Annotated in this window: 24 protein-coding genes; 11 read left to right on the top strand and 13 right to left on the bottom strand. The window is 60.5% G+C overall.

From position 1 onward, the window contains the following. Position 1: 1 nt before the first annotated feature. The 3 genes from GGQ88_RS03000 to GGQ88_RS02990 form a co-directional block, all read right to left on the bottom strand. Entirely contained in the window at positions 2–1,318 is a 1,317-nt protein-coding gene (locus tag GGQ88_RS03000; RefSeq protein ID WP_183611602.1) for a DUF4185 domain-containing protein, read from the bottom strand. Between the two features lie 4 nt (positions 1,319–1,322). Beyond that, complete coding sequence (locus tag GGQ88_RS02995) at positions 1,323–2,120, bottom strand: hypothetical protein (protein WP_221214466.1); 798 nt, start codon at positions 2,118–2,120, stop codon at positions 1,323–1,325. Positions 2,121–2,223: 103 nt separating this feature from the next. Then, a complete protein-coding gene (locus GGQ88_RS02990; protein ID WP_183611600.1) occupies positions 2,224–2,514 on the bottom strand; it encodes a DUF6152 family protein in 291 nt (96 codons plus the stop codon). Here GGQ88_RS02990 and GGQ88_RS02985 point away from each other — a divergent pair. The 3 genes from GGQ88_RS02985 (at position 2,513) to GGQ88_RS02975 (ending at position 5,744) form a co-directional block, all read left to right on the top strand. Further along, a complete protein-coding gene (locus GGQ88_RS02985) occupies positions 2,513–2,911 on the top strand; it encodes a hypothetical protein (RefSeq protein WP_183611598.1) in 399 nt (132 codons plus the stop codon). The genes GGQ88_RS02990 and GGQ88_RS02985 overlap by 2 nt on opposite strands. Further along, positions 2,904–4,256 (top strand): hypothetical protein, encoded by a 1,353-nt coding sequence (locus tag GGQ88_RS02980; RefSeq protein ID WP_183611596.1) that lies wholly within the window; start codon positions 2,904–2,906, stop codon positions 4,254–4,256. The genes GGQ88_RS02985 and GGQ88_RS02980 overlap by 8 nt, the downstream gene beginning before the upstream one ends. A 75-nt stretch (positions 4,257–4,331) precedes the next feature. Beyond that, on the top strand, positions 4,332–5,744 hold the full coding sequence (locus GGQ88_RS02975; protein ID WP_221214464.1) for a serine hydrolase domain-containing protein: 1,413 nt from the start codon (positions 4,332–4,334) through the stop codon (positions 5,742–5,744). Here GGQ88_RS02975 and GGQ88_RS02970 read toward each other — a convergent pair. Together GGQ88_RS02970 and GGQ88_RS02965 are read right to left on the bottom strand one after the other, a co-directional pair. Continuing rightward, entirely contained in the window at positions 5,719–6,363 is a 645-nt protein-coding gene (locus tag GGQ88_RS02970) for a flavin reductase family protein (RefSeq protein ID WP_183611595.1), read from the bottom strand. The two genes, GGQ88_RS02975 and GGQ88_RS02970, sit on opposite strands and share 26 nt — an antisense overlap. A 5-nt stretch (positions 6,364–6,368) precedes the next feature. After that, positions 6,369–7,307, bottom strand: a complete 939-nt coding sequence (locus tag GGQ88_RS02965; RefSeq protein WP_183611593.1) for a carbon-nitrogen hydrolase family protein — start codon at positions 7,305–7,307, stop codon at positions 6,369–6,371. Positions 7,308–7,442: 135 nt separating this feature from the next. On the opposite strand from GGQ88_RS02965, the gene GGQ88_RS02960 reads away from it, so the two are divergent. Together GGQ88_RS02960 and GGQ88_RS02955 are read left to right on the top strand one after the other, a co-directional pair. Then, positions 7,443–8,570 (top strand): cupin domain-containing protein, encoded by a 1,128-nt coding sequence (locus tag GGQ88_RS02960; RefSeq protein WP_183611592.1) that lies wholly within the window; start codon positions 7,443–7,445, stop codon positions 8,568–8,570. A 20-nt stretch (positions 8,571–8,590) separates the two neighbouring features. Continuing rightward, positions 8,591–9,502 (top strand): fumarylacetoacetate hydrolase family protein, encoded by a 912-nt coding sequence (locus GGQ88_RS02955; protein ID WP_183611591.1) that lies wholly within the window; start codon positions 8,591–8,593, stop codon positions 9,500–9,502. Between the two features lie 109 nt (positions 9,503–9,611). On the opposite strand, the gene GGQ88_RS02950 is transcribed toward GGQ88_RS02955, so the two are convergent. The 4 genes from GGQ88_RS02950 to GGQ88_RS02935 all read right to left on the bottom strand — a co-directional run bounded on the left by GGQ88_RS02950 (position 9,612) and on the right by GGQ88_RS02935 (position 14,134). Next, on the bottom strand, positions 9,612–10,034 hold the full coding sequence (locus tag GGQ88_RS02950; RefSeq protein ID WP_221214463.1) for an acyl-CoA thioesterase: 423 nt from the start codon (positions 10,032–10,034) through the stop codon (positions 9,612–9,614). After that, positions 10,031–10,513, bottom strand: coding sequence for a MarR family winged helix-turn-helix transcriptional regulator (locus GGQ88_RS02945; RefSeq protein ID WP_183611589.1), 483 nt, complete (start codon positions 10,511–10,513; stop codon positions 10,031–10,033). The genes GGQ88_RS02950 and GGQ88_RS02945 overlap by 4 nt, the downstream gene beginning before the upstream one ends. A 29-nt stretch (positions 10,514–10,542) precedes the next feature. Beyond that, a complete protein-coding gene (locus tag GGQ88_RS02940) occupies positions 10,543–12,840 on the bottom strand; it encodes a bifunctional salicylyl-CoA 5-hydroxylase/oxidoreductase (RefSeq protein ID WP_183611587.1) in 2,298 nt (765 codons plus the stop codon). Between the two features lie 70 nt (positions 12,841–12,910). After that, a complete protein-coding gene (locus GGQ88_RS02935; protein WP_183611585.1) occupies positions 12,911–14,134 on the bottom strand; it encodes a hypothetical protein in 1,224 nt (407 codons plus the stop codon). Positions 14,135–14,384: 250 nt separating this feature from the next. Here GGQ88_RS02935 and GGQ88_RS02930 point away from each other — a divergent pair, with 250 nt between their 5' ends. Both GGQ88_RS02930 and GGQ88_RS02925 read left to right on the top strand, forming a co-directional pair. After that, positions 14,385–16,826: a TonB-dependent receptor domain-containing protein gene (locus GGQ88_RS02930; protein WP_183611583.1), complete on the top strand. Its 2,442-nt coding sequence runs from the start codon at positions 14,385–14,387 to the stop codon at positions 16,824–16,826. A gap of 174 nt (positions 16,827–17,000) precedes the next feature. Then, on the top strand, positions 17,001–18,272 hold the full coding sequence (locus GGQ88_RS02925) for a PQQ-dependent sugar dehydrogenase (RefSeq protein WP_183611581.1): 1,272 nt from the start codon (positions 17,001–17,003) through the stop codon (positions 18,270–18,272). 57 nt (positions 18,273–18,329) lie between these two features. Here GGQ88_RS02925 and GGQ88_RS02920 read toward each other — a convergent pair whose 3' ends face one another. After that, on the bottom strand, positions 18,330–18,734 hold the full coding sequence (locus GGQ88_RS02920) for a YybH family protein (protein WP_183611580.1): 405 nt from the start codon (positions 18,732–18,734) through the stop codon (positions 18,330–18,332). Between the two features lie 620 nt (positions 18,735–19,354). Here GGQ88_RS02920 and GGQ88_RS21190 point away from each other — a divergent pair. Further along, positions 19,355–19,960 (top strand): c-type cytochrome, encoded by a 606-nt coding sequence (locus GGQ88_RS21190; protein WP_246385410.1) that lies wholly within the window; start codon positions 19,355–19,357, stop codon positions 19,958–19,960. Between the two features lie 24 nt (positions 19,961–19,984). Here GGQ88_RS21190 and GGQ88_RS02910 read toward each other — a convergent pair whose 3' ends face one another. Then, the gene (locus tag GGQ88_RS02910) at positions 19,985–20,539 is read right to left on the bottom strand and encodes a rhodanese-like domain-containing protein (RefSeq protein ID WP_183611578.1); all 555 of its coding nucleotides are present in this window, start codon (positions 20,537–20,539) and stop codon (positions 19,985–19,987) included. A gap of 70 nt (positions 20,540–20,609) precedes the next feature. Here GGQ88_RS02910 and GGQ88_RS02905 point away from each other — a divergent pair, with 70 nt between their 5' ends. Together GGQ88_RS02905 and GGQ88_RS02900 are read left to right on the top strand one after the other, a co-directional pair. After that, positions 20,610–21,413, top strand: a complete 804-nt coding sequence (locus tag GGQ88_RS02905; RefSeq protein ID WP_183611577.1) for a quinoprotein dehydrogenase-associated SoxYZ-like carrier — start codon at positions 20,610–20,612, stop codon at positions 21,411–21,413. Then, a complete protein-coding gene (locus GGQ88_RS02900; protein ID WP_343057058.1) occupies positions 21,410–22,360 on the top strand; it encodes a quinoprotein relay system zinc metallohydrolase 1 in 951 nt (316 codons plus the stop codon). Before GGQ88_RS02905 ends, GGQ88_RS02900 begins: the two co-directional genes overlap by 4 nt. On the opposite strand, the gene GGQ88_RS02895 is transcribed toward GGQ88_RS02900, so the two are convergent. Beyond that, positions 22,344–24,629 carry a TonB-dependent receptor gene (locus GGQ88_RS02895; protein WP_246385409.1) on the bottom strand — a complete coding sequence of 762 codons (2,286 nt, stop codon included), beginning with the start codon at positions 24,627–24,629 and terminating at the stop codon, positions 22,344–22,346. The genes GGQ88_RS02900 and GGQ88_RS02895 overlap by 17 nt on opposite strands. Next, positions 24,619–25,698, bottom strand: coding sequence for a TonB-dependent receptor domain-containing protein (locus tag GGQ88_RS02890; RefSeq protein ID WP_343057057.1), 1,080 nt, complete (start codon positions 25,696–25,698; stop codon positions 24,619–24,621). The genes GGQ88_RS02895 and GGQ88_RS02890 overlap by 11 nt, the downstream gene beginning before the upstream one ends. Between GGQ88_RS02890 and GGQ88_RS02885 the strand changes: the two genes are divergently transcribed. Further along, positions 25,692–26,884, top strand: a protein-coding gene (locus tag GGQ88_RS02885) for an IS3 family transposase (protein WP_234782508.1) whose coding sequence is annotated in 2 segments (ribosomal slippage) — positions 25,692–25,950 and positions 25,950–26,884 — 1,194 coding nt in all. Because the reading frame shifts where the segments join, the coding sequence is not laid out codon by codon here. The genes GGQ88_RS02890 and GGQ88_RS02885 overlap by 7 nt on opposite strands. Positions 26,885–26,912 lie beyond the last annotated feature (28 nt).

The following is a 26,912-nucleotide window of genomic DNA, read 5'->3' as shown; positions in this document are numbered from 1 at the left end:
GTCAAGCGATCGTCAGATCAATCCGCTGCATATTGAAGCTGAATCCGGGCATGAAGCGCCTGACCACACCCGTTTCGATCACGGTGCGTTCTTCAGGCGTTGTGGCTTTGGCCAGCTCTGCTTCTACTGCGGCTTCGCTTGCGCCAAATTCGCGGATGCCCTTGAGATCGGGCCATACAAGCCAGAACGATCGGCCGTCGGGCGCAATCCAGCCCGGCGCAATCTGTGGCGCGTAGGCGCGGGACAGCGGATCACCTCCGGGGGTCCAGGCCGTGTCTTCATGGATCTGGCGCCATGACCCCGTCGGCTGTTCCGATACCCATAGGCCAAGGTAACCGGGTTTGCCGAATTCTGTCCCATCTGGTCCCACGCCGATTCCGGCGCTGGACATCATGTAAAGTCCCAGTGGTGCGTTATAGACGACGCTCGGCAGCCATGCTTCCACCACAAGATCGCCGGGGAACAGGTTGACGCTGTTGACCCAGCCAAGCGGGAATGTGTGAACCGGCTTGCGCGCAGTGATATCTGCGCTCCATCGCGGACGCCCCGCGCCATCGTGGCCAGCAAAATACCGGTAGGCCTTGCGATCTGTCAGATCTTGCGGCTGTGCACGGAACAGCACGAGCTCGTTCATGCGCCCATCGACGCTGCCGTTGAGGCCGTAGACATAGACGTAACCATCCGGTCCGGTCCTGCCCCGCCCGTATTGCGCAATGGACAGGAGCGAGAAGCAGCCGTCAGGTTCGAAAAACACGAGGGTGTCGCGGGTTTGCTCCTTCCACTCTTCCCATACCACGGGCGTCGAACCGTTCTGATTGCGCCAGGTTGCGCCGCCATCGGTCGACATGATGAGCTTGGCACCAGTCCAGCGGCGCGGACGGTCTTCGGCATGATCGAGCGTGCCAAGGAACTGGTAGATCGCATTGCCGATCTGCACCACGCCGTGACCGTAATAGTGCGGGGCCTCGGGCGGGCGCTCGGACCGGTTGAGGTCGGGATAGCCAGGAAGCGCCGCAAAGGTCGGCGCCGCAGGGCCACCACCCATCTGCCAGATGCGCGTGCTGTAGAAGGCCTTCGGTGGCTCGACCCAGCCCGGGCTGTCATTGACGACGATAAGCTGCGACCCATCGGGCCGCAGCGTCATCTTGTAGCCATCGCCCAATCCGCCAAGATTGCGGATCGTCTCATCGCGCCGGGTGGCTGACATCACCTGCGCAGGCTTGCGGGCTTGGGCTCGGGCAAAGACAGTTCCGGCGCTCGCCGCAGCCACGGTCGAGACAAGAGCCGTGGCGAGCAGTTCGCGCCGGGTGGGTGTCATGGCTTTACTTGATCTCGTCCGAGGACTTCATCTCGACAGTCCCATCCTTCGTGACCTTGAACAGGGGGTCTTCGCGGTCGCAGTAGTATTCCATGATCTGGTACTCGGGATTGCGCTTGTACCCGTAGGTGAAGCGATAAGGTTCGAGCAGGACCTTGGGGTCCTCGATGGTAATTTCGTTTTCGATGGTGTCCGGGCCGGTCACCTTGAGACGCTCGGTTATGGTCATTTCGAAGCTGTGTGGGATTTCGAAGAAGCGCGTCTCTTCCTTGACGCCCTTGGTCGTGACAACAAGGGTGTTGCCCTCCCATTTGCCGATCGACATCCCGTAGAACGTTGGCGTCAGCTCATCGAGCGCCGGCATGGTCTTGTTCAGAAAGATGCGGCGCGTCTGGGTGATGAACTCGGCAAGAACCGTTATCTGGCCCGGCGTCTGCAGGAATTCGAGCGGGAAGATTGCCGCCATAACCGACGGCATACCTTCAGGAAGGCACTGCGTGTTTGGATCGACAAGAGGCGTACCGGCCTTCAGCTTCGCGTCGCGATTGGCGCGAAGCGTCTTCCATTCGGTGGCATAGGGTTCGCGCAGCTTGGGTCCATCACCCGGTACCGGAAGTTCGAGGAAGGTATTTTCCTCGCCGGCGAAGGGATCGGGATAAAGCTCCCAGATGCCAGTGATATTCGGTGCAGTGGCCGTGGCGGTCGCCGGGGCAGCGGCAGCGGCATAGCCACCGGTTGAACCAAGCGCAGCTAGACCCAGCGCTGCGGCACCAGCCATAAGTCGAATCGGGCGAAAACGCATGAAAATTCTCCCTTGCGATTCAGCCACGAGCCGTTCGCATGTGCATTTTTGAATTGTATGGGGCGACGTCGACGCGCCGCCCCAGAAATGTCGTTAGCTGCGTTTACCAGCCGCTGAGCATCCGCCCATCGGCAACCTTGATCGTCTTGAGCATGCCACCCGGCTTGCCATTGCGCAGCGGATAGAAGGTGATGTCCACGGTATCACCGGCCTTCAGCGTGTTGTGCTTCCAGCCTGCGCGGCTCATCATGTTCACGCTGCTGCATTCAAGAGCATAGCGCGTAACGCCATTACCTTCCTTCACGTTGACCACTACGAAGGAGTGGGGGTTGGTAAAGCGAAACTCGGAGACTGTGGCACGCACTTTCGTGCTGATCTTGGCCTGGTCGAACATGGCGAAGGAATGGTGCGCCAGGGCCGGGGACACCGCACAGACAGCCAAGGCTGCTGCGGCAACAAGGGCTGCGGCCTGCTGGCATTTGCTGAACATCGAATACTCCTCTCGATCAATTGCTATTGCCGGAAAACGGACCTTTGCCCTTGAACATAACCTGATCCTTGTGGACCGGCGGGGGCAGGTGTCGTATTCCGACAACATCCTCCGAATTGTGGGCGCGATTGGGTTCTGGAGCGAAGTCGATTACAGTTGTGAAACCGTTACTGTAGCCCCTCAAACCCGTCCGAATGCGGCCTGCCGCGTAGGGCAATCGGCCAGCGAGCTCCATGTGTTGATATTTTGCAACTGTAATTGCAATTTTCCGGGAATTGTTGATAATTTGCCGCATGAATGATGCTCGATCTTCGGAGATACCGGACGCTGACGAATCCGCCCAGATTCGCGCAGCAGCGCTCGCTATCCGCCCGAATCTCGAAGGGCATCGGTCAGACAAACTGCTGCGGTTGTTTGATTTTCTTGTTGAGCGCAGCCTGCAAGGCAATCCGCCCACAGAAGCACAGATTGCCCAGGACGTGTTCTCGACCGGACGGGTCGGCACGTTTCCCGGCGATTCCAATGTCAGGGTTTACGTTCACAGGTTGCGCCGGATGCTTCAGAGTCTGCCCGTAGACGAGCAGGGCTCGCGGCTGGACCTCATGGTCGGAAGCTATATGTTGCGTCTTGCCCATCAGGCTGAACCGTCCGAACCTGAAAACGGCCAGGAGGGGGCATCCCTGCCACCCGTACGTAACGGTTTTCGTGGCAAGACATTCATCCGCGCGATCGGTGTTGCCACCCTTGCGATTGTTCTGTCCATTGCCGCCTGGATGTTCTTCCGGCCAGCAGTGGGCGGCCAACTTGCCGACACCATGCCTTGGGCCGCAATACGCGATTCCGAACGGCCAATCACAATAGTGATGGGTGACTACTACTTCTTCGCAAACCAACCCCATGGCCAATCTGCTCCCTCTGGCTCAACGCTGATCTGGGACCGGTCGGTCCCGGCACCGGAAGACTTGATCATCTTTCAGATGCTCAACCCTGAAAAAGCCGACAGCGTATCCGATCAGAACCAGCACTACGTAACATCGGCAACCGTTGCGGCAGCGTTTGCTATCCGCACCGCACTTCGGCGGGATGCCGTATTTCGCCAGCGCGATGTGCATCTGGTCTCGGCCTCGCAACTCACGCCGGAGATTCTGAAATCCACCGACGTAGTCTATATCGGCCAGATAAGCGGCTTCAGCGCAATCCTGCGCGATCCCGTAGCACAGGCATCATCGTTTAGAGTGGATGACAGTCTTGTGAGCATGACAGACATTCCAAGTGGGAAGCAATACCGGTCAGACGGCATCGAATTGCGCGACTTGCAAATTTCCCGTCGGGACTATGGCTACATCGCCCGCATACCCGGGCCTGCGCAAAACAGCCTGATCCTGATCGCCAGCTTGCGCGACGCCGGGTTGAACGAAATGGTGTCCCTTGCGCTCGACGGTGAAAGGCTTGCCCTGCTCGACAGTGGCACGGCGGGCTCGCCGCAAGGTTTCGAGGCATTTTATCATGTGCGCACGCTGGGCAGTGCAAATCTGGGTGCCACGCAACTGCTCGCACGGCCTTTGCGCTCGGCTGGAATCTGGGACAAATCGGCAAGCGTGCCCGAATACCGGCCCATTGCCATGCCGACGGGCCGTCGCCGATGAAACTTGGCCGGGTGTGAAAAGGAACAGGCCGTTTCAGCAATACGGTATGCGCCTTGCCGCAGGCATGATCGCAAGATGATGATCCGCTTGTACAAACCGCTTCTCGCACTTGGCACGGCTTTCACCCTTGCCGCTGTGCCGTCCGCCGCCTTGGCCAACGACATCGACGATATCGTTCTGCGCGAGATGCAGCGGGCCGCAGTGCCCGGTGTGGCAGTGAGTGTGATTGAGCGCGGTACAGTCCGGAAACTACATGGTTATGGCGTTGCCAACCTGGAGCTTGCGGCTCCGGTCCGGCCGGACACGCTGTTCAAGACCGGCGCTTTGGGCATGCAATTCACGGCAGCGGGAATCTTGCGGTTGGCAGAAGACGGCAAGATTGGACTGGACGATCCGGTCAGCAAATATCTGCCGGAGCTTCCAAAGACCTGGGCTGGCGTGACCATCCGCCATCTTTTGAATCATACCTCGGGCGTTCCGGCCACTCCCAGCGGCGAGTTTCAGAAAGAGTATACTGACGCCGAATTGCTCCAGATCATTACCGGGCAGGATATCAACTTCCGCCCGGGAACGCGCTGGCGCTTCAGTTATGTAGACTACGTCGTCCTCGGCTATGTCATGAAGCGCGTGACGGGCGAGAATTTCGCACTCTTTCTGAAAAAGCGGCTGTTCGAACCAGCAGGCATGACCGGGGCCAGAGGGATCGACGAACTGGCGATCATTCCGAACCGCGCCACGGGCTACGAATTCCGCGATGGCGGGCTGCGCAATGCAGAGAAGATCTCGGCTACGGCGAATTCAACCGCCGATGGATCGCTCTATATCTCGGTGCTCGATTATGTCGCGTGGGCGCAAGCAATGTCGCGCAAGGCCGTTCTTTCGCCGGCATCGTGGGCGGAAATGGCAAAGCCTGCGGTTCTCGTGAACGGGCAACAGTGTTCCTACGGTCTGGGCTGGTACCAGAACGGAGGCGCCAATGCAGCGAGCTGGTATCATTCGGGGATGTGGCAGGGCTTCCAGACCTATGCCGTTCACGCACCGGCAGACGATCTGACCGTGGTGGTCCTGGCCAATGGTGAAACGGCCGATTCCGCTTCGATGGCGCGCCGGATTGCCCAGGCAATGGCAGGACCATCCGGGCAGAAGGCCGCAGCGCCCCAGTCAGATGCCCCCGCCGCGCTGCTTCGCCAAGTCGGCACCGTTCTCGACGATCTCGCCGCCGATCGCGTGGATCGCGCAAAGTATGTCGATTATGCCAAGCTCGATCTCACGGAAATGGTGGCGCAATACGCCATGCTGATCGCCCCCATGGGCAAGCGGCAGGAAGTGGCGCTTTTCGATACCCGCAAGGAATGCGGCGGCACCACCCACCGCTTGCGCGCCCGGTTTGAGCGCGGTGTGATCGACATCGTGATGGCAACCGATGCCGATGGGCGCATCGGCAGCCTCGACATCGTTCCAATCAGCGCGTGGGAAGCGCCTTTGTAGCGTCGGCCTCAGCGGCAAAGCTCGGGCGCTCGAGCTGAAACAGGTCGGTGCTGCGGGTATACCAACCCGCGCCGTGCATGCGCGCAACAAGGTTCATGGCCAGCGTGTCGACATGCAGGCGCGCTGGATCAACCAGCGCTTCCTCGATGTGGAAGTGCAGGACTTCGCCCAGCACGACGGTGGTCGCGCCCTTGTCGAACGTCTCCAGCACGCGGCACTCCATAGCCACCGGCGCAGATGCGATCCGCGGCGGCGCGATTGCCAGCGAAGGCGTGACAGCGATACCGGCGTGAGCCAACTCGTCATACTCTGGCGGCGCATCGATGCAGGTGAAGTTCATCGCCGCAGCATCGTGTTCGGCCACCAGATTGACCACGAACTCCCGTGTATCGATCACATTGCGCGCACTGTCCTTGTGCGTTCCATCCGGCCTGCGCATCATGCCGATGGCAACGAGCGGCGGCTCCGATCCCATCATGTTGAAGAACGAATAGGGCGCAGCATTGCGAATGCCGTCAACCGAAACGGTCGTCACCCACGCGATCGGGCGAGGGGTGATCGCTGCTGCCATAAGCTTGTAGCGCTCAGGCGCGGCCAGGACACTGAAATCGAAGTGCATCAAGCTTACTCCGCACCCTCGCGCCGAACCGCCCGTTGGGGTGCCACATTGACCGAGAGCGAGAACACGTCTGGGCGTGCATAGTGCCCGGTCACGTCGAAATCGTATTTTGCGCGCACGAGATCATCGGGGTCGATATCGGCATAGAGGATCGTCTCGCCGCTATAGTCTGGCCCGGCCAGCACCTGTCCCAGAGGTCCGACGATCATCGATCCGCCGCGCAGCAGAACGGTTTGCGGATCGTCACCCAGCGCGCAGTCGAAATCTTCCGGATAGGCACCGCGCGTGATGTGCTGGCAGGCTGACAGAACATGGCAGCGGCCTTCCAGCGCAACGTGCCGCATCGACGCTGCCCACGTATCGCGATCGTCTGCAGTCGGTGCGCAGTAGAGCGAGATGCCCTGATCATACATCGCCATGCGCATCATCGGCATGTAGTTTTCCCAGCAGATGACAGCGCCGATCCGCCCCAGTGACGTTTCGATCACCGGCATGGTCGATCCATCGCCAAAGCCCCAGATCAGGCGCTCGGCTCCGGTCGGCATCAGCTTGCGATGCTTGGCAATCAGCCCTTTTTCCCCGTCGAAAAACAGCGCCGTGCAATAGACGGTGCCGCCGTCGCGCTCGATCACGCCGATAACCACGAAGGCACCGGTGGCCTGTGTGGCTTCGGACAAGGCCTGCACTTCCGGGCCATCCAGATCGATGGCTGCCGCATGATAGCGCCGGAAATCTTCCCGACCCTCGGGCTTGCGCATTCCAACCGGCGTGCCGAATGAGGCACCCTTGGGATAGCCGCCGAGGAATGCTTCGGGGAACACGATCAGCCGCGCGCCCTGCTGCGCCGCCTCCTGCACCAATGCTGCGGCCTTTTGTGCAGATGCTGCCGAATCCATCGGGATCGATGCCGCTTGAACCGCTGCTGCCCTGAAGGTTTGTGCCATCACGAATTCTTCTTATCTGCGCCGCATTTGCGGCAATGATCATCTTCCAAACAGGATACTTGCCAGATCGCCTGATGCAAGATATTTTAAGCCTATAATAAATTGGCTCTGGGGAGAGCAGCGAGGATATGAGTCGTGCAAGAAACCAGCTTTGACCAATACCGCGAAGATGTCATCGGCCGTGCCAACGTGCCCGATACCCCCGAGCTTGTCGCCTATTACAGGCGGCTGAAGGAACTGGGAACCGGCGCCCTATGGACGGTTGCCAACAAGATCGAGCCGTGGGAACCCGCCTCCACATCCGTGCCGATGCTTTGGCGCTATCGCGATCTGCGCGAAGATGTGCTGAAGGCGCTCGATCTGGTCACGCCCGAACAGGCGGGGCGGCGCGTCGTCTATCTTGAAAACCCGGGCCGCAGCGATGTCGTTGCAGCGGTCGGATGGCTCTATTCGGGCCTTCAGGTGATGAAGCCGGGCGAATGTGCCTCGTCGCACCGCCATAGCGCCTCTGCCTTGCGCTTCATCATGGAGGGCAGCGGAGCCTTCACCAATGTCGATGGCCAGAAGCTGACGCTGGGCGCGAACGATTTCGTGCTGACGCCCAATGGCACCTGGCACGAACACGGCGTGGCCGAAGATGGCGAAATCTGCATCTGGCAGGATGGTCTGGACATCCCGATGATGAATGCGCTCGAGGCGAACTTCTATGAAGTGCACCCCGATCTCAATCAGGCTGTCAGTCACCCGGTCGATGCGTCGGTGGCCACCTGGGCCAATGCCGGTCTGCGTCCGTGGGGGGCGACCTGGGACAAGCGCTATTCGCCACTGCTCAAGTACGAATGGGCGCCCACTTACGAGGCCCTGCAAAAGTACGCCCGTGTTACCGATGGTTCGCCCTACGATGGCGTCCTGATGGAATACGTGAACCCGGATACGGGCGGTCCCGTCATGTCGACGATCGGTGCCCACATGCAGATGCTGCGTCCGGGCGAGCGGACGAAGGCCCATCGTCAGACCGGCAGCTTTGTCTATCAGTGCTGCAAGGGACGCGGCTATTCGATCATCAATGGACAGCGGTTCGACTGGCAGGAGCGCGACATCTTCGTGGTCCCTGCCTGGATGTATCACGAACATGCCAATGCATCCCAAACCGAGGATGCCTGCCTGTTCGCCTTCCATGACCTGCCGGTGATGCGTGCCCTTGGTCTCTACCGTGAAGAGGCCTTCGGCGACAACGGCGGGCACCAGCCAATTTTGACCTGATTGCTGAAAAAGGAATTGCAATGAAGCTTGTTACCTATCGCGCCTCGGTAGAGGCCGAAGCAAGGCTTGGTGCGCTGGTGGACGGCCTTGTCGTCGATCTCGCCCGCTTTGGAGCCGCCGCGGGCGTGGTCCTGCCGTCAACCATGCTGGAGTTCATCGATCTTGGCCCGCAGGCTGTGACACAGACCAGTGCCATGCTGGATCAAGCTGACGGTTCCTTTCCACTTGGCAGCGCCGTCCCGCTTGCCAATGTAAAGCTGCTCGCGCCCATCCCGCGCCCGCGCAAGAACATCTTTGGCATCGGCCTGAACTACACCGAACACGTCGCGGAAAGCGCCAAGTCGCTAGACACCTCGGCAGAACTGCCGCGCCAGCCGGTGATCTTCTCAAAGCCGCCGACCAGCGTGATCGGCCCGGACGACGCCATCGTCCACGATGCCGAAATCACACAGCAGCTCGATTGGGAAGTCGAACTGGCCGCGATCATCGGCACGCGCGCCAAACGGGTTTCGCGTGAAGAGGCGCTCAATTACGTTTTCGGCTATACGGTCTGCATCGATATGAGCGCGCGCGATTGCCGCCGTGCAGGGCAGTGGATCTATTCGAAGGGCCAAGACACCTATTGCCCGATGGGCCCGGTGGTGGTCACGGCTGACGAGATCCCCGATCCGCAAACGCTGGACCTGTGGCTCACCGTCAACGGAACGGAAAAGCAGCGCAGCAACACGGCTTTCATGCTGTTCAAGGTCGATGAACTGGTGGCCGACATCAGCAAGGGCATTACGCTCGAGCCGGGTGACATCATTGCCACCGGTACGCCCGCCGGCGTGGGCGCTGGTCGTGATCCGCAGGAATGGGTCTGGCCGGGTGATGTCATCGTCGCCACGGTCGCAGGCATTGGCACATTGCGCCATCCTGTTGTGGCAGCCTGATCGCCCTCTCATAGATCTGGTTGTCCGCTGGCCGCGCCGTCCCCAACGGCGCGGCCTTAGCGTTTCTGGAGTCCGAGACGCGCTACATTGCGCGCGCGCCGGCAACTGATCAAGCTGCCAGCGTCGAAGCTTCGCTGATGCGCAGGCGCATATCGTCAGGCCAAGCAGTCGATCGCTGGCTCTCCAGATCCATGCAAACCAGCACGACCTCTGCTTTTAACCTCACTTCACCCTCACAAGCGAAGCATATATCAAGATTGCAGCTGCTGCGGCCCAGCTTCTTGGGCGTGAGTGCAATCGAAAGATGGTCGCCAAGGTGGCTTGGCGCGGTAAAATCCACCTGCAGTTTGACAGTAGGAACTCCGATTTTCCGGTCATGGTGCATTTCGCGAAAGCTCACGCCCAGCGCTCTTTCGCACCAGTCTTCAACCGCGCCGTTCAGCATTTCCAGATAGCGCGGGTAAAACACGATTCCTGCTGCATCGATATGCGCGAACCGCACCTGTGCCGATGTTTCAAAGGCAATACTCAACTATCGTCCCCTAAGATCTTTCGCAGCTCGCCGAGACCCTGCACCAGCTGGTCGATCTGTGCGGCAGGCACATCGCGAAACACTTTCGCAATCCAGCGGTGGTGGGCTTCGGCAAGCGCCTTGAATTGCGTTTCGCCTTCAGGCGTCAGGGAAACGATTGCCGAACGACCGTCCTGAGGGTCGGGCCGCGACACGACCAGCCCTTGTGCCTGAAGCTGCCGCACGATTGCCGTGACGTTCCCGTTGGACACCAGCAAGGCCCGCGAAAGGCGACCCATGCTAAGGCCATCGGGCTCGCGGTGGAGAGCGGCCATTACGTCAAAGCGAGGCAAGGTGGTGTCAAACTGGTCTTCGAAATTGCGACGTAACTGCTTTTCGCCAATTTTGGCGCAGCGCAGCAAGCGCACCCAAAGACGCAGTTCGGGTGTGCCCGCGCCTGCGGGTTCGTCGCGTGCATCCACAACCGCCACTTCGCTCATTCCGGCTCCAGTCCTGTTGTCTTTTCGGCTCAGGCTTTGCCTGATTGCGCCTGCTTCGACAACCTGATCGCTTGCTGTTGGCCCAGAACATAGGGCGCTGGCACGAACTGCCCCTGGTCGTCGCAGGCAGCAGCCGCGCGCAATGTCCACACGGGATCTGCCAGATGCGGGCGGCCCAGCGCGACAAGATCGGCCCGACCTGCCGTCACGATGCTGTTCACCTGATCAGAATCGACGATATTGCCGACGGCGATGACCGGAATGAGCGCAGCGTTGCGGATGCGATCGGCCAACGGGGTCTGGAACATGCGCCCATAAACGGGGCTTGCGACAGAAGCCGTTTCCCCGGAGGACACGTCGATCAGATCGACGCCGGCATCCTTGAAGTACCGCGCAATCTCGACCGCTTCCTGCGGCGTCACGCCCTGATCGCCGACCCAGTCGTTGGCGGAAATGCGCACAGCGAGTGGCTTGTCGGCAGGCCATGCGGCACGCACGGCTGCCGTAACAGCGAGCGGCAGGCGGAGACGATTTTCCAGAGAGCCGCCATATTCATCGGTCCGATGGTTCAGCACCGGGGTGATGAAGCTGGACAGCAACGATCCGTGTCCTGCGTGGATTTCGATCATGTCGAACCCGGCCGCTTGGGCGCGGCGCGTGGCGGCTACGAAGTCTTCGATGATCCCGGGCATTTCCGAAACTTCGACCGCATGCGGCATCAGGCCGCCAACCTTCCAGGGAATCGCAGACGCGGCTATGACCGGCCAGGAATCGGCCAGCGGCGTGTCGGTCGGCACATCGAAGGGCACCTCGCACGAAGCGCGGGGACCGGCGTGGCCAATCTGCGCACAAGTGCGCGCCTTACTGTGGTTGTGGGCAAAGGCGTTGATGTCCTGCCAAGCGGCGATTTGCTGGTCATCATACAGGCCGGGGCACGCAGGCGTTGCTCTGCCCTCAGCCGAGACGGCCAGCGTTTCGGTCATGATCAGGCCTGCGCCGCCGAGCGCCCGCGCACCATAGTGGACGCTGTGAAACGGGCTCGCAGAGCCGTCCGCTGCCGCGTTGTAGGTCAGCATTGGCGGCACAACCACCCGATTGGCCAGGGTCATGCCGCGCAGCGAGAAGGGCGCGAACATTGGCTGGCACGTGTTGTTTGCCTCGCTCCGCTCGGAAAACCAGCGCTCGACACCATCCAGCCACGCAGGGTCACGCAGTCGCAGGTTTTCGTGGCTCACACGCTGGCTGCGTGTCATCAGCGAATAGGTGAACTGCAACGGATCGAACCCGATATAGCGATCCAGCGCTTCGAACCATTCGGTCGAATTGCGCGCACTGTTCTGGATCTTCAGCACTTCGACATGCCGCTCCTCCTGGTACTCCTCAAGTGCGCGGGCCATTGTGGCACGGTCCAGCGCACCGGGGCGGCTGATCACGTCGGCAAGCTTGATCGCATCTTCCAGCGCCAGCTTGGTGCCCGATCCAATCGAGAAATGCGCCGTATGGGCAGCGTCGCCCAGCAGCACCACATTGTCGAACGACCAACGCTCACACAGGATGCGGCGGAAGTTGATCCATGCGGCCGACCCGCGCAAATGCGCTGCATTGGTCAGCAGCGCATGCCCATCGAGATGCCGCGCAAAGATGCGTTCGCACAGCGCGATGGATTCTTCGGGCTCCATCTGGTCAAGGCCAAGGCCCGTCCACGTTTCAGGTGAGCATTCCACGATGAAGGTCGAATGCGTGTCATCGAAGCGGTAGGCATGGGCCCAGATCCAGCCTGCCTCGGTCTTTTCGAACAGGAACGCAAACGCGTCGAACATGCGCGTCGTGCCGAGCCAGCAGAAGCGGTTGCGCCGTACATCGATGTCTACGTCGAACTTGTCGGCGTATTTGGTGCGCACCTGACTGTTGATGCCATCCGACGCCACGATAAGGTCATAATCGCCAAAGTCCGAGACATCGCCGTCGAATTCGCTTTCGAAGTGGACCACCACACCGAGTTGCTCCGCGCGCTCGGTCAGGATGCGCAGCAGGTTGCGGCGTCCGATTCCGATAAAGCCATGCCCGCCTGAGCTGACGGATTGACCGGATACACTGACCTCGATGTCATCCCAATGTGCAAAGCTCTCGGTCATCGCCGCAGCGCTCACCGGATCGTTGGCCACCAGATTGCCCATGGTCTGGTCGGAAAAGACCACGCCCCAACCAAACGTCTCGCCGCGCTTGTGGCGTTCGAACACGTGGATTTCGTGCTGCGGATCGCGCAACTTCGTCGAAATCGCAAAATACAGTCCGGCAGGTCCGCCGCCCAGGCAGGCAATACGCATGTTCGCTCCTTATTTTGCTTTAGGCTTAAAGCAAAATAAGGGCGCGGCCAAGTGGTGATGTGCGTGCTCGTTATCGCAATGGATGCACGGCGATAAGCCGTCGCTCAGCATGGATCGGATCAACCGAGGTCACTTCAAACAGCGCCTCGTAGTACCGGTGGCGGGCCGGACCACGCTCAAGATCGTCGAGTGCGGCGGCGTTGGAGACGAGCCGCACCATGTCTTGCATCGCCAGATCGCCGATGCCCGTGATGAAGATCAACCGCCTCCCGTCAGACGTGCGCAGACTGGCAATCATACCCAGATCCGCACCGTCGGTCGCCTTCGCAAGCTTTTGTGTCGATTGATCGCGAACCGTAGCTTCGCCTTCAAGCCGGAAGCGTGAGGCAGCAGCGAGGCTGGGGGAGAGAATGCCGAGATCGGCGAGGCGGCCTACATAGACTACCGTTCGGGAGCGCAGCGCCGATTCGGTTGCGCTGGACACGGGCAGCAGCTGTGACCTGCGTATCTTGCCGGCGCGGGTGAGGGGGAGGGTGGCCTGCAGATCCCACGCGGCCATGACTGTGCTGACCGGTGCGAAATGCAGGTCGAGATCGTAAAGCCGGTAGAACGCTTCGGGATGTGTCTTGAGGTGTTGCCCGAGTTGATCGCGGGACTGGATCGCTGGATCGCGGATCAGGCGACTGACGCTGCTCTGATCGCGGGTTTCGGCAAGGATGAAGGAATCCCCGGTCACAAGGGTGATGGGCTGCGAATCGTCAAGGCCGCCCCAGAACTGCGTTGATGCGAGCTTGCGCGCGTTGCCCTCGGCTGCGTCAGGTTGTGGCATCAGCATGGCACCTGCAACAATCAGGCAAATGATGCCGGCAAGCAGGAACCAGTGCCAGCCTGCGGGCCGGACCGCCTTGCGCACGAATTCGGTGAATGGGCTGCTGGCAACGCCTTCTGCTTCCGGCATCTGCAGAACCAGACGGTATTCGCCTTTGGGAATGACCAAGCGTGCGCCGACTGAGCCTCCATAGAACTCGTCGACCCGCTTGCGCAGGCGGTGAACATAGACCCGCACGCCGGAATCGTTGGGACTTTCCTGCAGGCCGGTTTCATTGCCGAAGACGGCATGGGCGATCTCGATTTCCTTCGGCGCGCGCGCATCGGCCGAGCGTTCAGCAAGATAGTCGAACAACTTGAGCTGCGCTGCCGACCGGCTGGCCGAAAGTGACGCGCGAAACCGTGCGATCTCGCGTTCCATTTCGGGCGATCCAGGCACGTCTTTGGCGCCGATCGGGCTGTCCAACCTTTATTCTCCCCACTCTACCTGCGAGCTCAGGCACGTCTGGTCTGCCCACCTTAGGGGAGACCCCTTGCAACTTACAGTTTGCATTTACTTTAGGTTTAAAATAAATCGACGTCCAGACGTGAGTCGAGGCTTCAAACCTTTGGTCATGGCAAACCGGCCGATTGCAAGGGGCGATCGACCGATGATGCCGGGCCGTTTCCTAAGGCTGACCCCGACCCGCTGCGGACACAAAAAGGGAGAAATTACAGTGAGACATTCGATCCACTGCCGTGCTGCTCGCTTCGGTGCTGCAAGCACATTCAAGAAAACGCTGCTTGGTGGCTGTGCACTTTCGATGATGGCCTTTTCCCCCGCAGCAATCGCTCAGGACCAGCCCGCCGATCAGCCGCAGGCTGCAGAGGAAGCGTCTAAGGGCCTCGGCGTCGGCGAGATCATCGTCACGGCACAACGCAAGTCGCAATCGCTCAGCCGGGTGCCGGCGAGCATCGTGGCAAAGGGCCAGGAAGAACTGGATGTGCAAGGTGTGCGCTCGGTCGGCGACATCGCCCAGATCACGCCAGGCATCAGCTTCGGACAGAGCGCGACGCTCTATGGTACCGGCCAAACCACGATTGCCATTCGCGGCGTGGATTCATCGTCCGGCATCCCGACGACCGGTATCTACATCGATGACACGCCGGTGCAGACCCGCGTCGGCGTCAGTCCGTCGTTGAGCAATCCCTACCCGCAAGTGTTCGATCTCGATCGTATCGAAGTGCTGCGCGGGCCGCAGGGCACGCTGTTTGGCAGCGGTTCGGTTGGCGGCGCACTGCGCTTCATCATGCCAAAGCCGAGCTATGACAGCCTCTCGCTCTATGGCCGCACCGAGCTTGCGACCACGCGACACGGCGCTGAAAGCTATGAAGCAGGGCTGGCCATCGGTGCGCCAATCGTCACCGACAAGGTCGGCGTGCGTGCGAGCGCATGGTATCGTCGCGATGGCGGCTATATCGACCGACTGGATCGTGTGACCAAAAAAGTTACCCAGAAGGACATCAACAGCTCTGACTCCTTCACCGGACGCATCGCGGTTGGTTTGAAGCCTTCCGAAACCCTCACGCTTACCCCGTCGTTCTATTATCAGCATCAGACGATCCGCGATGGTTCGCGCTTTGAAGTCGATGAAACCAATCTGGATACCGGTGATCAGCGGCTCAGCCTCAACGTACTTCCTGAAAATCACCGGGATGATTTCTATCTCCCTGCGTTGAAGATGGAACTGGAGCTGGGTGGCGCAACGCTGGTTTCGGACACATCGTATTTCTATCGCACCACCGACACGGCGTCGGATGACACCACGCTCAGCCTCGCGCTGAGCGGCCTGACGTCGGGCGCGTTCCCCCCGGGCTTCGTCGACTATACGCCAGGCACGAACAGCCGGACCAAGCAGACTGCGTTCACGCAGGAGTTGCGCCTGCAGAATGACAATTCGAACGAACCGTTCAATTGGATCGTCGGAGCATTCTACCAGAAGTCCTATGTGCGCGATCAGTATGCAGGAACAGACCGGCGCTTGCTCGACGTGGTCAACCTCGGTCAGGAAACGCTTGGCGAACCGCCATTTGATTCGCTTACCGACGTGTTCGGCGTGGAATTGTATCAAGGCCAATTTAGCCTGTTCCAGCGCAATATCCATCGTGACGAGCAGATCGCAGCCTATGCGCAGGCCGACTATGAGATCGTGCCCCGCCTGAAGGTGACACTCGGCGGCCGCTACACGATCGCGAAGTATCGCTACGAAAACTTCACCGCAGGTCCGTTCTACACCACGGACGGTCAGACCGAAAATCTGCGCGTGACCAGTCGCAACTTTACGCCGCGTCTGGGTCTTTCATTCCAGGCAGACCGCAACAACCTGTTTTATGCCAGCGCTGCAAAGGGCGTGCGTGGTCCGGGTGTATCCCCGCCAGTGGGTTCGACCTGCGCCGACGATGCGGCAGCAATCGGCATCGATCCGCTGACGTCAAACAACGTGAAGCCGGATTCGATCTGGAGCTATGAGATTGGCAGCAAGAACCGGTTGTTTGACGGCAAGCTCGCCATCGACGCATCGGCGTTCCACATCGACTGGAAGAACGTGCAGACGCTGTTCGCGCTGCCCGTGTGCACGCTCTATACCACGTTGAACCTTGGCGATGCCAAGATTGACGGGTTTGACCTTGCGGTTGCAGTAAGGCCAATTGAGCAATTGCAACTCGGTGCCTCGGTTGCTCATACCGATGCGCGCTACACCACTGCCGTTCCCGGACCGAACAATACGGTGGTCCGCCGGTCCGGCGAGCCTCTGCCCACAGCGCCTTGGGCAGTTCAGCTCAATGCCCAGTGGACGCAGCCAGTCGGTGAAGGTGAGCTCTATGGCCGCGCCGACTTCTCCTACACCAGCAAGAACAACACGCCGTTGGATCTGAACTCGCCGTTGGTCGATCCAGACCTGCCGCGCGCACCTGCCACGTCGCAGTTGGACCTGCGTTTTGGGGGACGTTTCACCAAAGTCGGGTCGTCGAACCTCGATCTCAGTGTGTTCATCAACAACGTGACCAATGAGCAACCCTTGCTGGCACTCTATCACGACACCCCGGGTGCAAGCTGGTTCCGTGGCGGAAGCTTCCGCCCTCGCACGATCGGTGTGACACTGTCACTGCGCGACTAATGTAGCCGAGTGCCAGAGCCCATGCATTTGGGCTCTGGCACTGGCCCGTAATGACAAGAGCGTGACCGTCCCGGCAATCATCCCCAATCGCGTGGGAGGATTAAGGTGTTCCCGCGCCGCAATGCGCAGATTACGCTGACGGATCGTTGCGGAATGACCTGGACGGAGCTCTAAATGGCATATCGGGCAATTTCCCTCTTTACCCCCAAGGGCATGCTTGTTCTTGGCGCTTGCGTGGTGGCCTTGTCTTCGCCGGCGCTTTGTGCGGACGTCGAGGAAGTCGGGCTGAGGCCGGTTCCGGTTGCTGACGCCCCGTATAGCTTCGATAGCGCCGAACAGCACGATATCCGTGTCCAGGTTATCGCACGCGGCCTTGCCCACGGTTATAGTCTGGCGTTCCTTCCTGGCGGCGATGCGCTGATCGTCGAACGTGGCGCGCGCCTGCGCCTGCTGCGCGGTGCCACGTCCGCCAAGCCCGAGCTTTTGCCAACCGCAATTGCCGGGGTTCCCGACTACAGCGTCCAGGATCATCTCCACCCCGATGATGTGCTGGGCATTCAGGACATCGCCCTGCATCCCCAATTCGCCAGCAATGGCCTGATCTACTTCACCTACAACAAGCCGATCACCTTTGATGCGAAGGCCGGTCGTTTGACTGTGTCGTCGATCCTGGCAAGCGCACGGTTGGACGGGATGCGCCTTACCAGTGTGAAGGACATCATGGTTGGCGAACCGGTGATCGGCGCTGGCGGATCGCGCATCCAGTTTGGCGCCGATGGCGTGGTTTTTGTATCGGTGGGTGCGTTGAGCACCGGCGACATCATGTCCGCCCAGCGGCTGGACAACATCTATGGCAAGGTCCTGCGCCTGCGCCTCGACGGCTCCATACCCGCGGACAATCCATTTTTCGGCCGGAAGGGCGCACGCGCGGAAATCCTGACGTACGGGCATCGTGATCCGCTGGGCCTGGCGATCGATCCGCGCAGTGGCGCGCTGATCGCTTCCGAGCATGGACCGCAGGGTGGGGATGAGTTGAATCACATCCAGCCCGGCCGCAACTATGGCTGGCCAACCTCGACTTATGGCAACGAATACGGCGGATCGCCCTTGCCACACGCGCCCGTGGCACCGGGCACGCAGGGTCCGATGATGACCTGGCTTCCGGCCATCGCGCCTGCCGGGATTGCGTTCTATGACGCGACGCGCTTTGCCCACTGGAAGAACAATCTGTTCATCGCAAGTGCCCGCCGTGGCCAGATCAATGGCACTGGCGCCATCATCCGGGTGGTCTTCAACGACAAGCTGCAGGAGCTTCGGCAGGAAGTCCTGCTCGATAGCCTTCACCAGCGCTTCAAGGACATCCGGCAGGGGCCTGACGGATTGCTCTACGCCCTGACCGACGAGGCCGATTCCATCGTCGTAAGGCTCGCGCCGTCAGCAGAGTAAGCTGATCGGGCGCTCTGCGGGCACGAAATGACGTTCCCGCAGAGCGCGATAGAGCGATTACTTTGATGCCGATCGCGATGCATCGTCGATAATATAGCGCCAGCCGCCATCGGCCTGCTTGCGCATGACTTCGATGCCACCACCCGTCAGGTTCTGGACCTTGCCGTCGGGATCGGTGAACGTCATCTTCCAGTGGTTCGTGGTCAACGCGATATCATGGTAGACGTGGTGTACGCGGTCTCCCAGAACGATCTGCGGCTTGAGCGCAAGGATGCTTTCGAAGTCGGTGCGGACGGCAGCTTTGCCAATGAGCAGCTTTCCATCGGGATTGATGTACGTCACATCCTCGAGATAGAAATCGACAAGGCCTTCAAGATCGGCACGGTTCATACGCGCCTGCCATTCGTCATAGACTTTGTCGAGATCGGTGACCGGTGAAGCCTTGCCTGTGCCTTTTTCCATTTGGGCTGCGTTGCCAGCGCAGGCGGAACTGCCGAATCCCGTAACCAGCGCACCTACTGCAGCAAATTTGAGAAAATCCTGGCGGGTTACGCCGTTTGTGACCTCGCAAGCAGTTTCGGTACTTGTCTGCTCTGCATTAGTCCGGCTCCGCAAAACCTGAAGGATGGATCCAATCATTGCAAATCTCCGTGGTCAAGCTCTGCCAGTTTGCCCAGCAATGACAGGCAGTTGATAAGTCAGCATCGTCAGATGGCGACAAGGCGGGGGTGGTGTCCATTATAAGTTCGGACGGAAATCTTGTTGTTTCGGCCTGCAATGGCCGCTCACGATCTGCCACTTCCTCAAAAGCTCGCACTTCCAGTGAGAATCCATCTGACGTAACGGCGTGGATGGCCCTGCACCAGCGTAGCTATGCAACGATGCTGCCGTCGTAGGTCGTCGTCGGCGCGACTGCGGTGATGCGCATGACGCGCAAAAACGCTGATCCGCAATTTGGACTGTCTGGTGAACGTACGGGCATCGGTCCGCGCGCTGTGGCTGGGGGTCAAAAGTCCAATTCACCTTCAGCCCAGCTTCGTGGCACAGCGCTTCACGCAAAACGCGATAAGGGAGAGACGTCTGTGACCATCCTGCAGCTTCGAGACCGCTTGCTGCCAAGCGTGGCCACGATTTTACTGGCCGCTTGCTCGAACAATCAGCAACCCACTTCCGATAAGTCGGCAGCCGCTGAAGCTGCGCCGGTCGTCTCCCCATCCATTGCACCAAGCGAAGTGCCTCCTAAAACGGCAAGCACAAATGCCGCGCCTGACGAAGGGACCCTGAGCCCAAGCCCAAGCCCAAGCCCAAGCGCTTCTGCACCTGGCGCATCGCCTGTATCCACTCCTTTGACATCGTCACCGGCTACCCAAGCGCCCGAGAAAATTGCTCAGGCCGCGACACCGCCTGCCGCCTGGGCGCGGTGCGCCGTGTGTCATGCCGCTGAAAAAGGTGCACCGGCCAAACTCGGGCCTAATCTATACGGTGTCTATGGTCACAAGATGGGCCAAGGCTCCTATGCGTTTTCCGATGCCCTCAAGGCATCGGCGCTGACGCTTGACGATGCGACGCTTGATAAGTGGCTTGAAAATCCGCGCGCACTCGTTCCCGGCAATCGCATGTCGTTCCCCGGCCTGAAGGATGCGGCCAAGCGCGCTGAAATCATAGCGTACCTCAAGCAGCAGCGCTGAATCGTTGCGGGCCTCGCTCGCTGGTTATGGAGCGACCATAACCGGCTGCACATCAACGAGCTTGCGCCCAGCCGCGTGCCAGCCGTCAACCCCTTCGGCCAGCCAGTAGACCTTCTCCACGCCCCCGATGGCAAGACGGCGCGCGGCGTTCCAGCCCATCCAGCAATCCGTGCGGCAGTAAACGACCACGGGCGCGTCAGGGTGTTGCAGACGCTTTGCCCGAACCGCCGCGAGCAGCGCCTGCCACAGAACTGGATCGGGATGCGCACGACCCGTTTCGGGATGCCAGAGGGCGCCCGGTATCGTGGTGTGGGGCTGGCTAAGCTTCCACGCGCCCGTCGCAGGATCACGGTAACCCGCTTCAACCGGTACGACATCGATAAAAAGCGCGCGCTTCTGCCGGTGCCAGCGCAACGCTTCGGCAAGTGTGATGCGCGCCGCCGGATCGGGCGCGACATCTACCGGCGCGCGGTAATGGGTGGAGCGATAACCATCGCCATCGAAACTGGATTGGGCAGATGCCGGCTGACAGGCCAAGGCTGCGCATAACAGCAATGCGATCCAGCCATTTCGCGCCATATCGTTTCCATCCTTTAGTCCAATATACCTGGCCCGCAGACCAACTACATAGGTCTTTGGGAGAAGGCTTATGACGACAAGACTGGCCGCCATGATCGCATGTGCATTGCCGACCGCCGTGTTGGCCGGGCCTGCTGCCGCAAGTACTTTTCCGGCCGATCCGCTGGATTCACCGATGTGGGAATTCCATGCACAGCGCTTGTTTGGCAAAGCGCATATCGTGTTCGATCAGGCGGTGCGCGTCCAAATTCCCGTCATTGCCGAGAACCAGCGCGTTTTTCCCGTGACGGTCGATGCACGCAACTTGCCTGCCGTGGAGCGTATCGTAATCTTTGCCGATCTGAACCCCATCCCGGTCGCGATAGATTACACGACGCTTTCCTCCGCGCCATTTATCGCGACGCGGATCAAACTGGACCAGCGCACCCCGGTGCGTGCGGCCGTGCTGACAAGTGACGGCGTCTGGCATCTGGCCGGGCAATGGATCGACGCGGCAGGCGGCGGTTGCTCCGCGCCGCCCGTCAGCCGGGTGAAGGGCGATTGGGCCGATCATCTGGGCGAAGCGCGCGCCGCCGCATGGAACCAAGATGGCGGGCAGACCCGCCTGCGCATGACGTTTCGCCATCCCATGGATACCGGCCTTGTCGAGAATATTGCGGCCTACAACATCGAGCGGCTGACCATTCGGGACAGAGGCGGGATTGTTCTTGGCCAGATATCGGTGAATGGGTCGGTGGCCGAGGATCCTGCTTTTACCGTGATGGTGCGCAATGACGGCCACCCGATTGCGTTCGAAGCAACCGACAGTGCAGGGCTGCAATTTGCAGGGACAGCTACTGCTGGTGCCTTGCGCATGGCCTCAGCCAACCCGTGATCGTTTCACGGCGCGCGGTACTGGGGGGCAGTGCCGGATTGTTGGGATCAGCGATGATCCGCGCCCAGCCCTTCGCGGAAGCTTACCTGCCGCGCGCCGAACTCGTGGCGGATGGCATCTGGCTGGTGCGCGGCGCTGATGAGCCGATCTCCTTTGCCAATGGCGGTGCGATTGCCAACGTCGCGATCATCGCGACCGACGATGGCCCTGTCCTCTTCGATGCCGGCGTATCGCTCGCCCATGGGCAGGCACTGGCAGCCCTGGCCTTGAAGGTAACCGGCAGGCCGGTTGCGCGCGTGATCATCAGCCATCTGCATCCAGACCACGCACTGGGCGCGGCGGCGTTTGCGCCACAGATCGTCCACTCTCTGCCCGCCACCCGGGCCGATCTCGAACGCGATGCCGAAGGCTTTTCAGACGCGATGTACCGGCTGCTCTCAGGCTGGATGAAGGGCACGGCTTTGGTACTGCCTCAGGGTGACCTGGGCGACGGCCTGGTGACGATCGGGGGCAGGGCGCTGCGGTTGCTGGCGCTGAAGGGGCACTCGCAGGGCGATCTGGCTTTGTTGGATGTTGCGACAGGCACGCTCGTTGCCGGTGACCTGGTATTCCACAACCGTGCGCCAGCGACGCCCCACGCGAATATCGCGCAGTGGCAAGCGGCGCTGGACCACCTCGAAACCATTCCCCATCGCTTGCTGATGCCCGGTCATGGCCCATTTGACCGCGCGCGCGAAGCGATAGGCCAGACGCGCGACTGGCTTGCATGGCTGGATGCAAGCCTGAGACAGTCCGTCGCGTCTGGCCTTGATATGACCGAGGCCGGTGAGGTGCCCATCCCACCGCGTTTTGCGACACTGGCGTTTGCGCGCTACGAACTGCAGCGCAGCGTCTCGCATTTCTTTCCGGCCATCGAGGCCGAGCTGCTACCTAAAACTGCGCCCTGAGCGAGACGGTCAACCGGCGTGGAGCCCCGGGTGCAAGGGCGCGTGGGTTCGTGGCGCCGGGTGCTTCGGCAAGGTCGATATCGTCCACCTCGGAGAACGTGCCGAACGTTGCATAATGTCGGTCGAACACATTGCGCAATTGCGCGACCAGTTCCACGCCCCTGGCGAGGCCGACCTTCCCATCGAGATCGAACACGCTGTAGGCCGATGTGCGGGGGTTGGCGTTGCCATCATCCCCTGCGAGGAATTGTCCCGCCCGTGCGCGCATGGTGAGGCCCAATGCCCAGTCTGCGCCTTCGCGCGCCAATCGCACAGTGGCCGCATGGCGCGGCACGGCGGGCAATTGATCTCCCCGTTCAACGGTTATTGATCCATCGGCGTCGGCCGCCGGATTTTGCGGACTCGACATCGTATAGCCTGTGCGGAAACGGGCATCGGTGAAGGCATAGTTGGCTGAAACGCGGAACGATCCGCGCCGCCAGTCGACCGACGTTTCCACCCCTTGCCTGCGCGTCTTGCCCAAATTGGCAAAATAGGCACGCCCCCTGATTTCAGAAGCGGTCATGCGAATATCGCGGTTTGTATCGGCGCGCCACGCATTTACGCGCCAATCAAAAGTTGAGCCGGACCCCGCGATCCCGCCATGCCAATTGCTCGCGGTGACATGTTCAAGCGGTGGATCGGCTATGAAAAAGTTGGCCAAGGTGCACGGCGCTTCGGGATCGGCGCAGCTCAGTTCCGCAGGGGTCGGATTGCGGTTGGTGCGCGAGAAGCCTGCCGTCGCATGGATGCCGCGCCCGAGCGCATAATCGAATTCGAGCGAGGGATTGAAGGTGTCAAACTGATGGCTGCCATCAAGCGCCGTTCCGATGCGATCATCCAGAACCACGCGATTGTGCGAATATCGCGCGCCGGCCTCCAGCGAGAGCCGCGAGGTTAGCGGCACTTCCGCACTGACAAAGACGGCAACGTCTGTCAGCCTTGTTTCAAGATCGACCGAGGTGATCGAACCGCTTGCCGATTGCAGCAATAGACCCAGTGCTTCAACCGATCGATCATCTTCCAGCTCGCCCAGTTCGCTTGTCGCACCAAATCGCGTGGCCGCATGCTCCCACGATGCGCCAAGGGCAAACCGCCGTTTGCCGATGCTGGTATCGCTTTCATCAAGCCATTGCAGCGTCGCGCCGTGTGCATTGGTCCGTTCATCACCTCGGTTGAATACCGCCGCATCTTCGGCATCGGAATCGGGGTCGCGCGCAACAGGCAAGCCGCCCGACAGCAACGGGTCGGTATAGCCATCGTCCGCGCTGCCCACGCAAAAGACGCCGGGATCACGATCGCAGGCACTGAAATCGGCCAGATCGCCGTTGGCGCTACGCCGGGAGAGGTGCTGGTAATGTCCGCGAAGTTCAAGGCGTCCGGTTTCGCCAAGCTCTATCGACGGAGCGACGACGAGGCGCCCGAAGCGCGTGTCGGTGGTATCGGGCCTGGTGAAGACTGCAGACCAATCGGCCGCCAGCAGTTCTACGGGCGATACCCCATTGCCAGTCAGCGATGTGGAGGCAACGAGCGCGGAGATTTCGAGCCCCCAACCATCACCATTGTGCCGCCCTTTGGCAAAACCGCGATAAAGCCGTGACGGGCTGGCAACGCGCCAGCCGGGTTCGTCCCGCCAATCACCTAGCAACAGCAGATCGCTCGTTTCATTCGCCAGACCGAGCGAAAGCATGCCACCTTTGCTCCCGGTCGTATCGATGTCGAAGATCGCCCGGGAACCTGCCAGACTTGTGCCATCACCTGTTTGCAACAGCAGCGAACCTGCCAGCGCATTTCGTCCGAGAACGGGGTTTGCTTCGTTGACCTGCGCCGAAACAAGAGCCGCATCGGGCACCAGGTCGAGCAACAGGACATCCCCGAACGGCTGATTGAAGCGCACACCATCCAGATATACTGCCAGCCCCTGTTCCGCACCCTGGATGGCGGAAACCGAAAAGCCACGCCAACCGATCGAAGCCTGCCAGGCATTGCCGCTTGCCTCGCCCAAGGTGAGACCTGGAATTGAGCGCTCCAGCGCGCGGCCGAGGTCGGGGCGCGCCGAGGCATCGATCTCTGTAAGATCGAGCGACTGCGCCTCGTCCACATCGAATGCTCCGCCCGGTGCGGTTACGACAATCGTGGCGTCAGCCTGCGCCAGCGCCATTGGCGCGGTGCAAACCGTGATGCCAATGACGATGCCAAGCGTGGTCCAACGATCTTGATCAAAGGCCAAGGCGCAAGCCTGCCCAAAGTGTTCGGGGAGATCCCAGATCTATCGAACCCCCGGAATTGCGCGTCGTGACGGCAGCATCGAACATGTTTTCCCCGCGTAGCAAAAGGCTCGCACGGCCGACAAGCGGCAAAAGAATGAAAGCGTCGAATGTGGTTGCGGCTGGCAGGCTATCTTGCTGCAAATCATCTTCGAACTGTTGACCGATATGGCGCGCTGTGGCGGCGATACGCCATCCCGTGGCTGGGGTGATCGCCAATGTGGCAGATGCAGCAACGCGCGGCGTCTGTGCCGGTCGTTTGCCCGTCAAGGCGCTAGCAGGCCCGTTACGCAAATCCGCATCGGTCCAAGCCAGCGAGCCGCTGAAGTGCGCAATGCCGTGTGTCACTTCTGCGCTGGCTTCGATCCCTTGCGCGCGGATCTCTGCGATGTTCTGGCGCTGACGCAGGTTAGTGCCGATGGTGACGTTGGCGATTGCGCTTTCGATGCGGTTTTCAAAGCCCGTGACTGACAACCGCACGCCCTGGACGGGAGTCAGATCGAGGCCTGCCTCGAACCCCTTCTGCCGTTCATTGCGCAAGGCAGCATTGGCCTGCGTCGTGATCGGAAAGACGGTAAATGGGCGATAGAGTTCGTTGAGCGTCGGCTGGCGCAGACCGGTGTAGGCTGCACCGCGGATTGCGATAGCCTGACTGAGGCGAATGACAGCCCCGCCGCGCCAGGTGGCTGTCCAGCCAGTCTGCGTGGCATAGTCGGTGCGGCTGGTAACCACGCCAGCAGCGCTGCGGACTTCGAAATACCCGTCATCGATAGTTGTGCGGTCAGCGCGCAATCCGCCTGTCAGCACCAATGCGCCCAGCGTCAGATCGTTTTCGGCATAGAAGCCAAGATCGGAATTGACCCCGCCCGCTGTTCGCCGTGCGGTGACCGCACCGGTAGCGGCATTGAGCGCATTTTCCTTCATAGTGCCCGATGCGCGCCGCCAATCGATGACCTTCCCCCAAGAAAGTGGTCCATTTTGAGAGTTAGAGAACCGGCTATTTACGGCTTGAAAGGAGCTGCTGAATGGCACGGAAGAGATACACGCCAGAACAGATTATCGGGATGCTGCGTGAGGCCGAAGTTCGGCTCTCGCAAGGAGAGAAGGTCGGCGCGATCAGCCGGTCGCTGGGGATCTCGGAGCAGAGCTATTATCGCTGGCGACGTGAGTATGGCGGGCTGAAGGTCAGCCAGGCAAGACGACTGAAGGATCTGGAGAAGGAGAACCAGCGGCTGAGGAAGGCAGTCTCTGATCTCACGCTCGATGCGCTGATCCTGAAGGAGGTTGTCGAGGGAAAGTACTGAGCCCTTCGCGGCGTCGGCTGGCCATCAATCATGTACAGGAGGCATTGGGTGTATCCCAGCGTCGTACCTGCAAGGTCGTTGGCCAGCACCGCTCGACCCAGCGCAAGTTGCCCACACCGCCAGCCGATGAGAAGCCGCTGACTTCAGCGATAATCCGGCTGGCCCAGCAATATGGCCGGTATGGCTATCGTCGGATCACGGCGCTGCTGCGGAATGAAGGCTGGGTGGTGAACGTCAAGCGGGTCGAGCGGATCTGGCGTCGTGAAGGGCTCAAGGTGCCGCAGAGGCAGCCCAAGCGCGGTCGTCTGTGGTTCAACGACGGATCATGTGTGCGGCTGCGTCCGCAGTATAGCGGCCATGTGTGGAGCTATGACTTTGTCATGGATCGCACCCATGACGGGAAGGCGTTCCGCATGCTGACAGTAATCGACGAGCACTCGAGGCAGTGCCTGGCGATCCATGTCCAGCGCAAGCTCAAGAGCGATGATGTGCTGGCCGTGCTCACTGAGCTGTTCCAGCGCCATGGCCCACCCGATCATATCCGTAGCGACAACGGGGCTGAGTTTACCGCCAATGCCGTACGCGATTGGCTAGGTCGGATCGGCGTGAAGACGCTCTACATCGAGCCGGGATCGCCATGGGAGAATGGCTACAACGAAAGCTTCAACGGCAAGCTCAGGGACGAGCTATTGAATGGGGAGATCTTCTACACATTGAAGGAAGCGGTCATCATGATCGAGCGCTGGCGCATCCACTACAACACCGTCCGACCGCACTCATCGCTCGGATACCAGCCGCCAGCACCACAAACTATCTTGCCTCGCCCTGCTAGACTGCCTTACGCTACGCTTCAGGCCGCCCAGCAGGGCGACAACAACCGCCGGAACTCTAACTTAACCGGTGGACCACCCTAATGGGGCAGGTCACCAGGTCTTTGGGAAC

Origin of the sequence: Novosphingobium hassiacum, from assembly GCF_014196055.1 — a bacterium.
GTDB lineage: Bacteria > Pseudomonadota > Alphaproteobacteria > Sphingomonadales > Sphingomonadaceae > Novosphingobium > Novosphingobium hassiacum.
This window is presented reverse-complemented; position numbering and strand designations above follow the sequence as displayed.

Coding starts and splice junctions, on each gene's coding strand:
- GGQ88_RS02990 (WP_183611600.1), bottom strand. CDS start 2,514: ATGTTCGACCAGGCCAAGATCAGCACGAAAGTGCGTGCCACAGTCTCC.
- GGQ88_RS02905 (WP_183611577.1), top strand. CDS start 20,610: ATGACGACAAGACTGGCCGCCATGATCGCATGTGCATTGCCGACCGCC.
- GGQ88_RS03000 (WP_183611602.1), bottom strand. CDS start 1,318: ATGACACCCACCCGGCGCGAACTGCTCGCCACGGCTCTTGTCTCGACC.
- GGQ88_RS02940 (WP_183611587.1), bottom strand. CDS start 12,840: ATGCGTATTGCCTGCCTGGGCGGCGGACCTGCCGGACTGTATTTTGCG.
- GGQ88_RS02995 (WP_221214466.1), bottom strand. CDS start 2,120: ATGCGTTTTCGCCCGATTCGACTTATGGCTGGTGCCGCAGCGCTGGGT.
- GGQ88_RS02975 (WP_221214464.1), top strand. CDS start 4,332: ATGATGATCCGCTTGTACAAACCGCTTCTCGCACTTGGCACGGCTTTC.
- GGQ88_RS02980 (WP_183611596.1), top strand. CDS start 2,904: ATGAATGATGCTCGATCTTCGGAGATACCGGACGCTGACGAATCCGCC.
- GGQ88_RS02985 (WP_183611598.1), top strand. CDS start 2,513: ATGGCGAAGGAATGGTGCGCCAGGGCCGGGGACACCGCACAGACAGCC.
- GGQ88_RS02970 (WP_183611595.1), bottom strand. CDS start 6,363: ATGCACTTCGATTTCAGTGTCCTGGCCGCGCCTGAGCGCTACAAGCTT.
- GGQ88_RS02955 (WP_183611591.1), top strand. CDS start 8,591: ATGAAGCTTGTTACCTATCGCGCCTCGGTAGAGGCCGAAGCAAGGCTT.
- GGQ88_RS02910 (WP_183611578.1), bottom strand. CDS start 20,539: ATGGCGCGAAATGGCTGGATCGCATTGCTGTTATGCGCAGCCTTGGCC.
- GGQ88_RS02945 (WP_183611589.1), bottom strand. CDS start 10,513: ATGAGCGAAGTGGCGGTTGTGGATGCACGCGACGAACCCGCAGGCGCG.
- GGQ88_RS02925 (WP_183611581.1), top strand. CDS start 17,001: ATGGCATATCGGGCAATTTCCCTCTTTACCCCCAAGGGCATGCTTGTT.
- GGQ88_RS02965 (WP_183611593.1), bottom strand. CDS start 7,307: ATGGCACAAACCTTCAGGGCAGCAGCGGTTCAAGCGGCATCGATCCCG.
- GGQ88_RS02920 (WP_183611580.1), bottom strand. CDS start 18,734: ATGGAAAAAGGCACAGGCAAGGCTTCACCGGTCACCGATCTCGACAAA.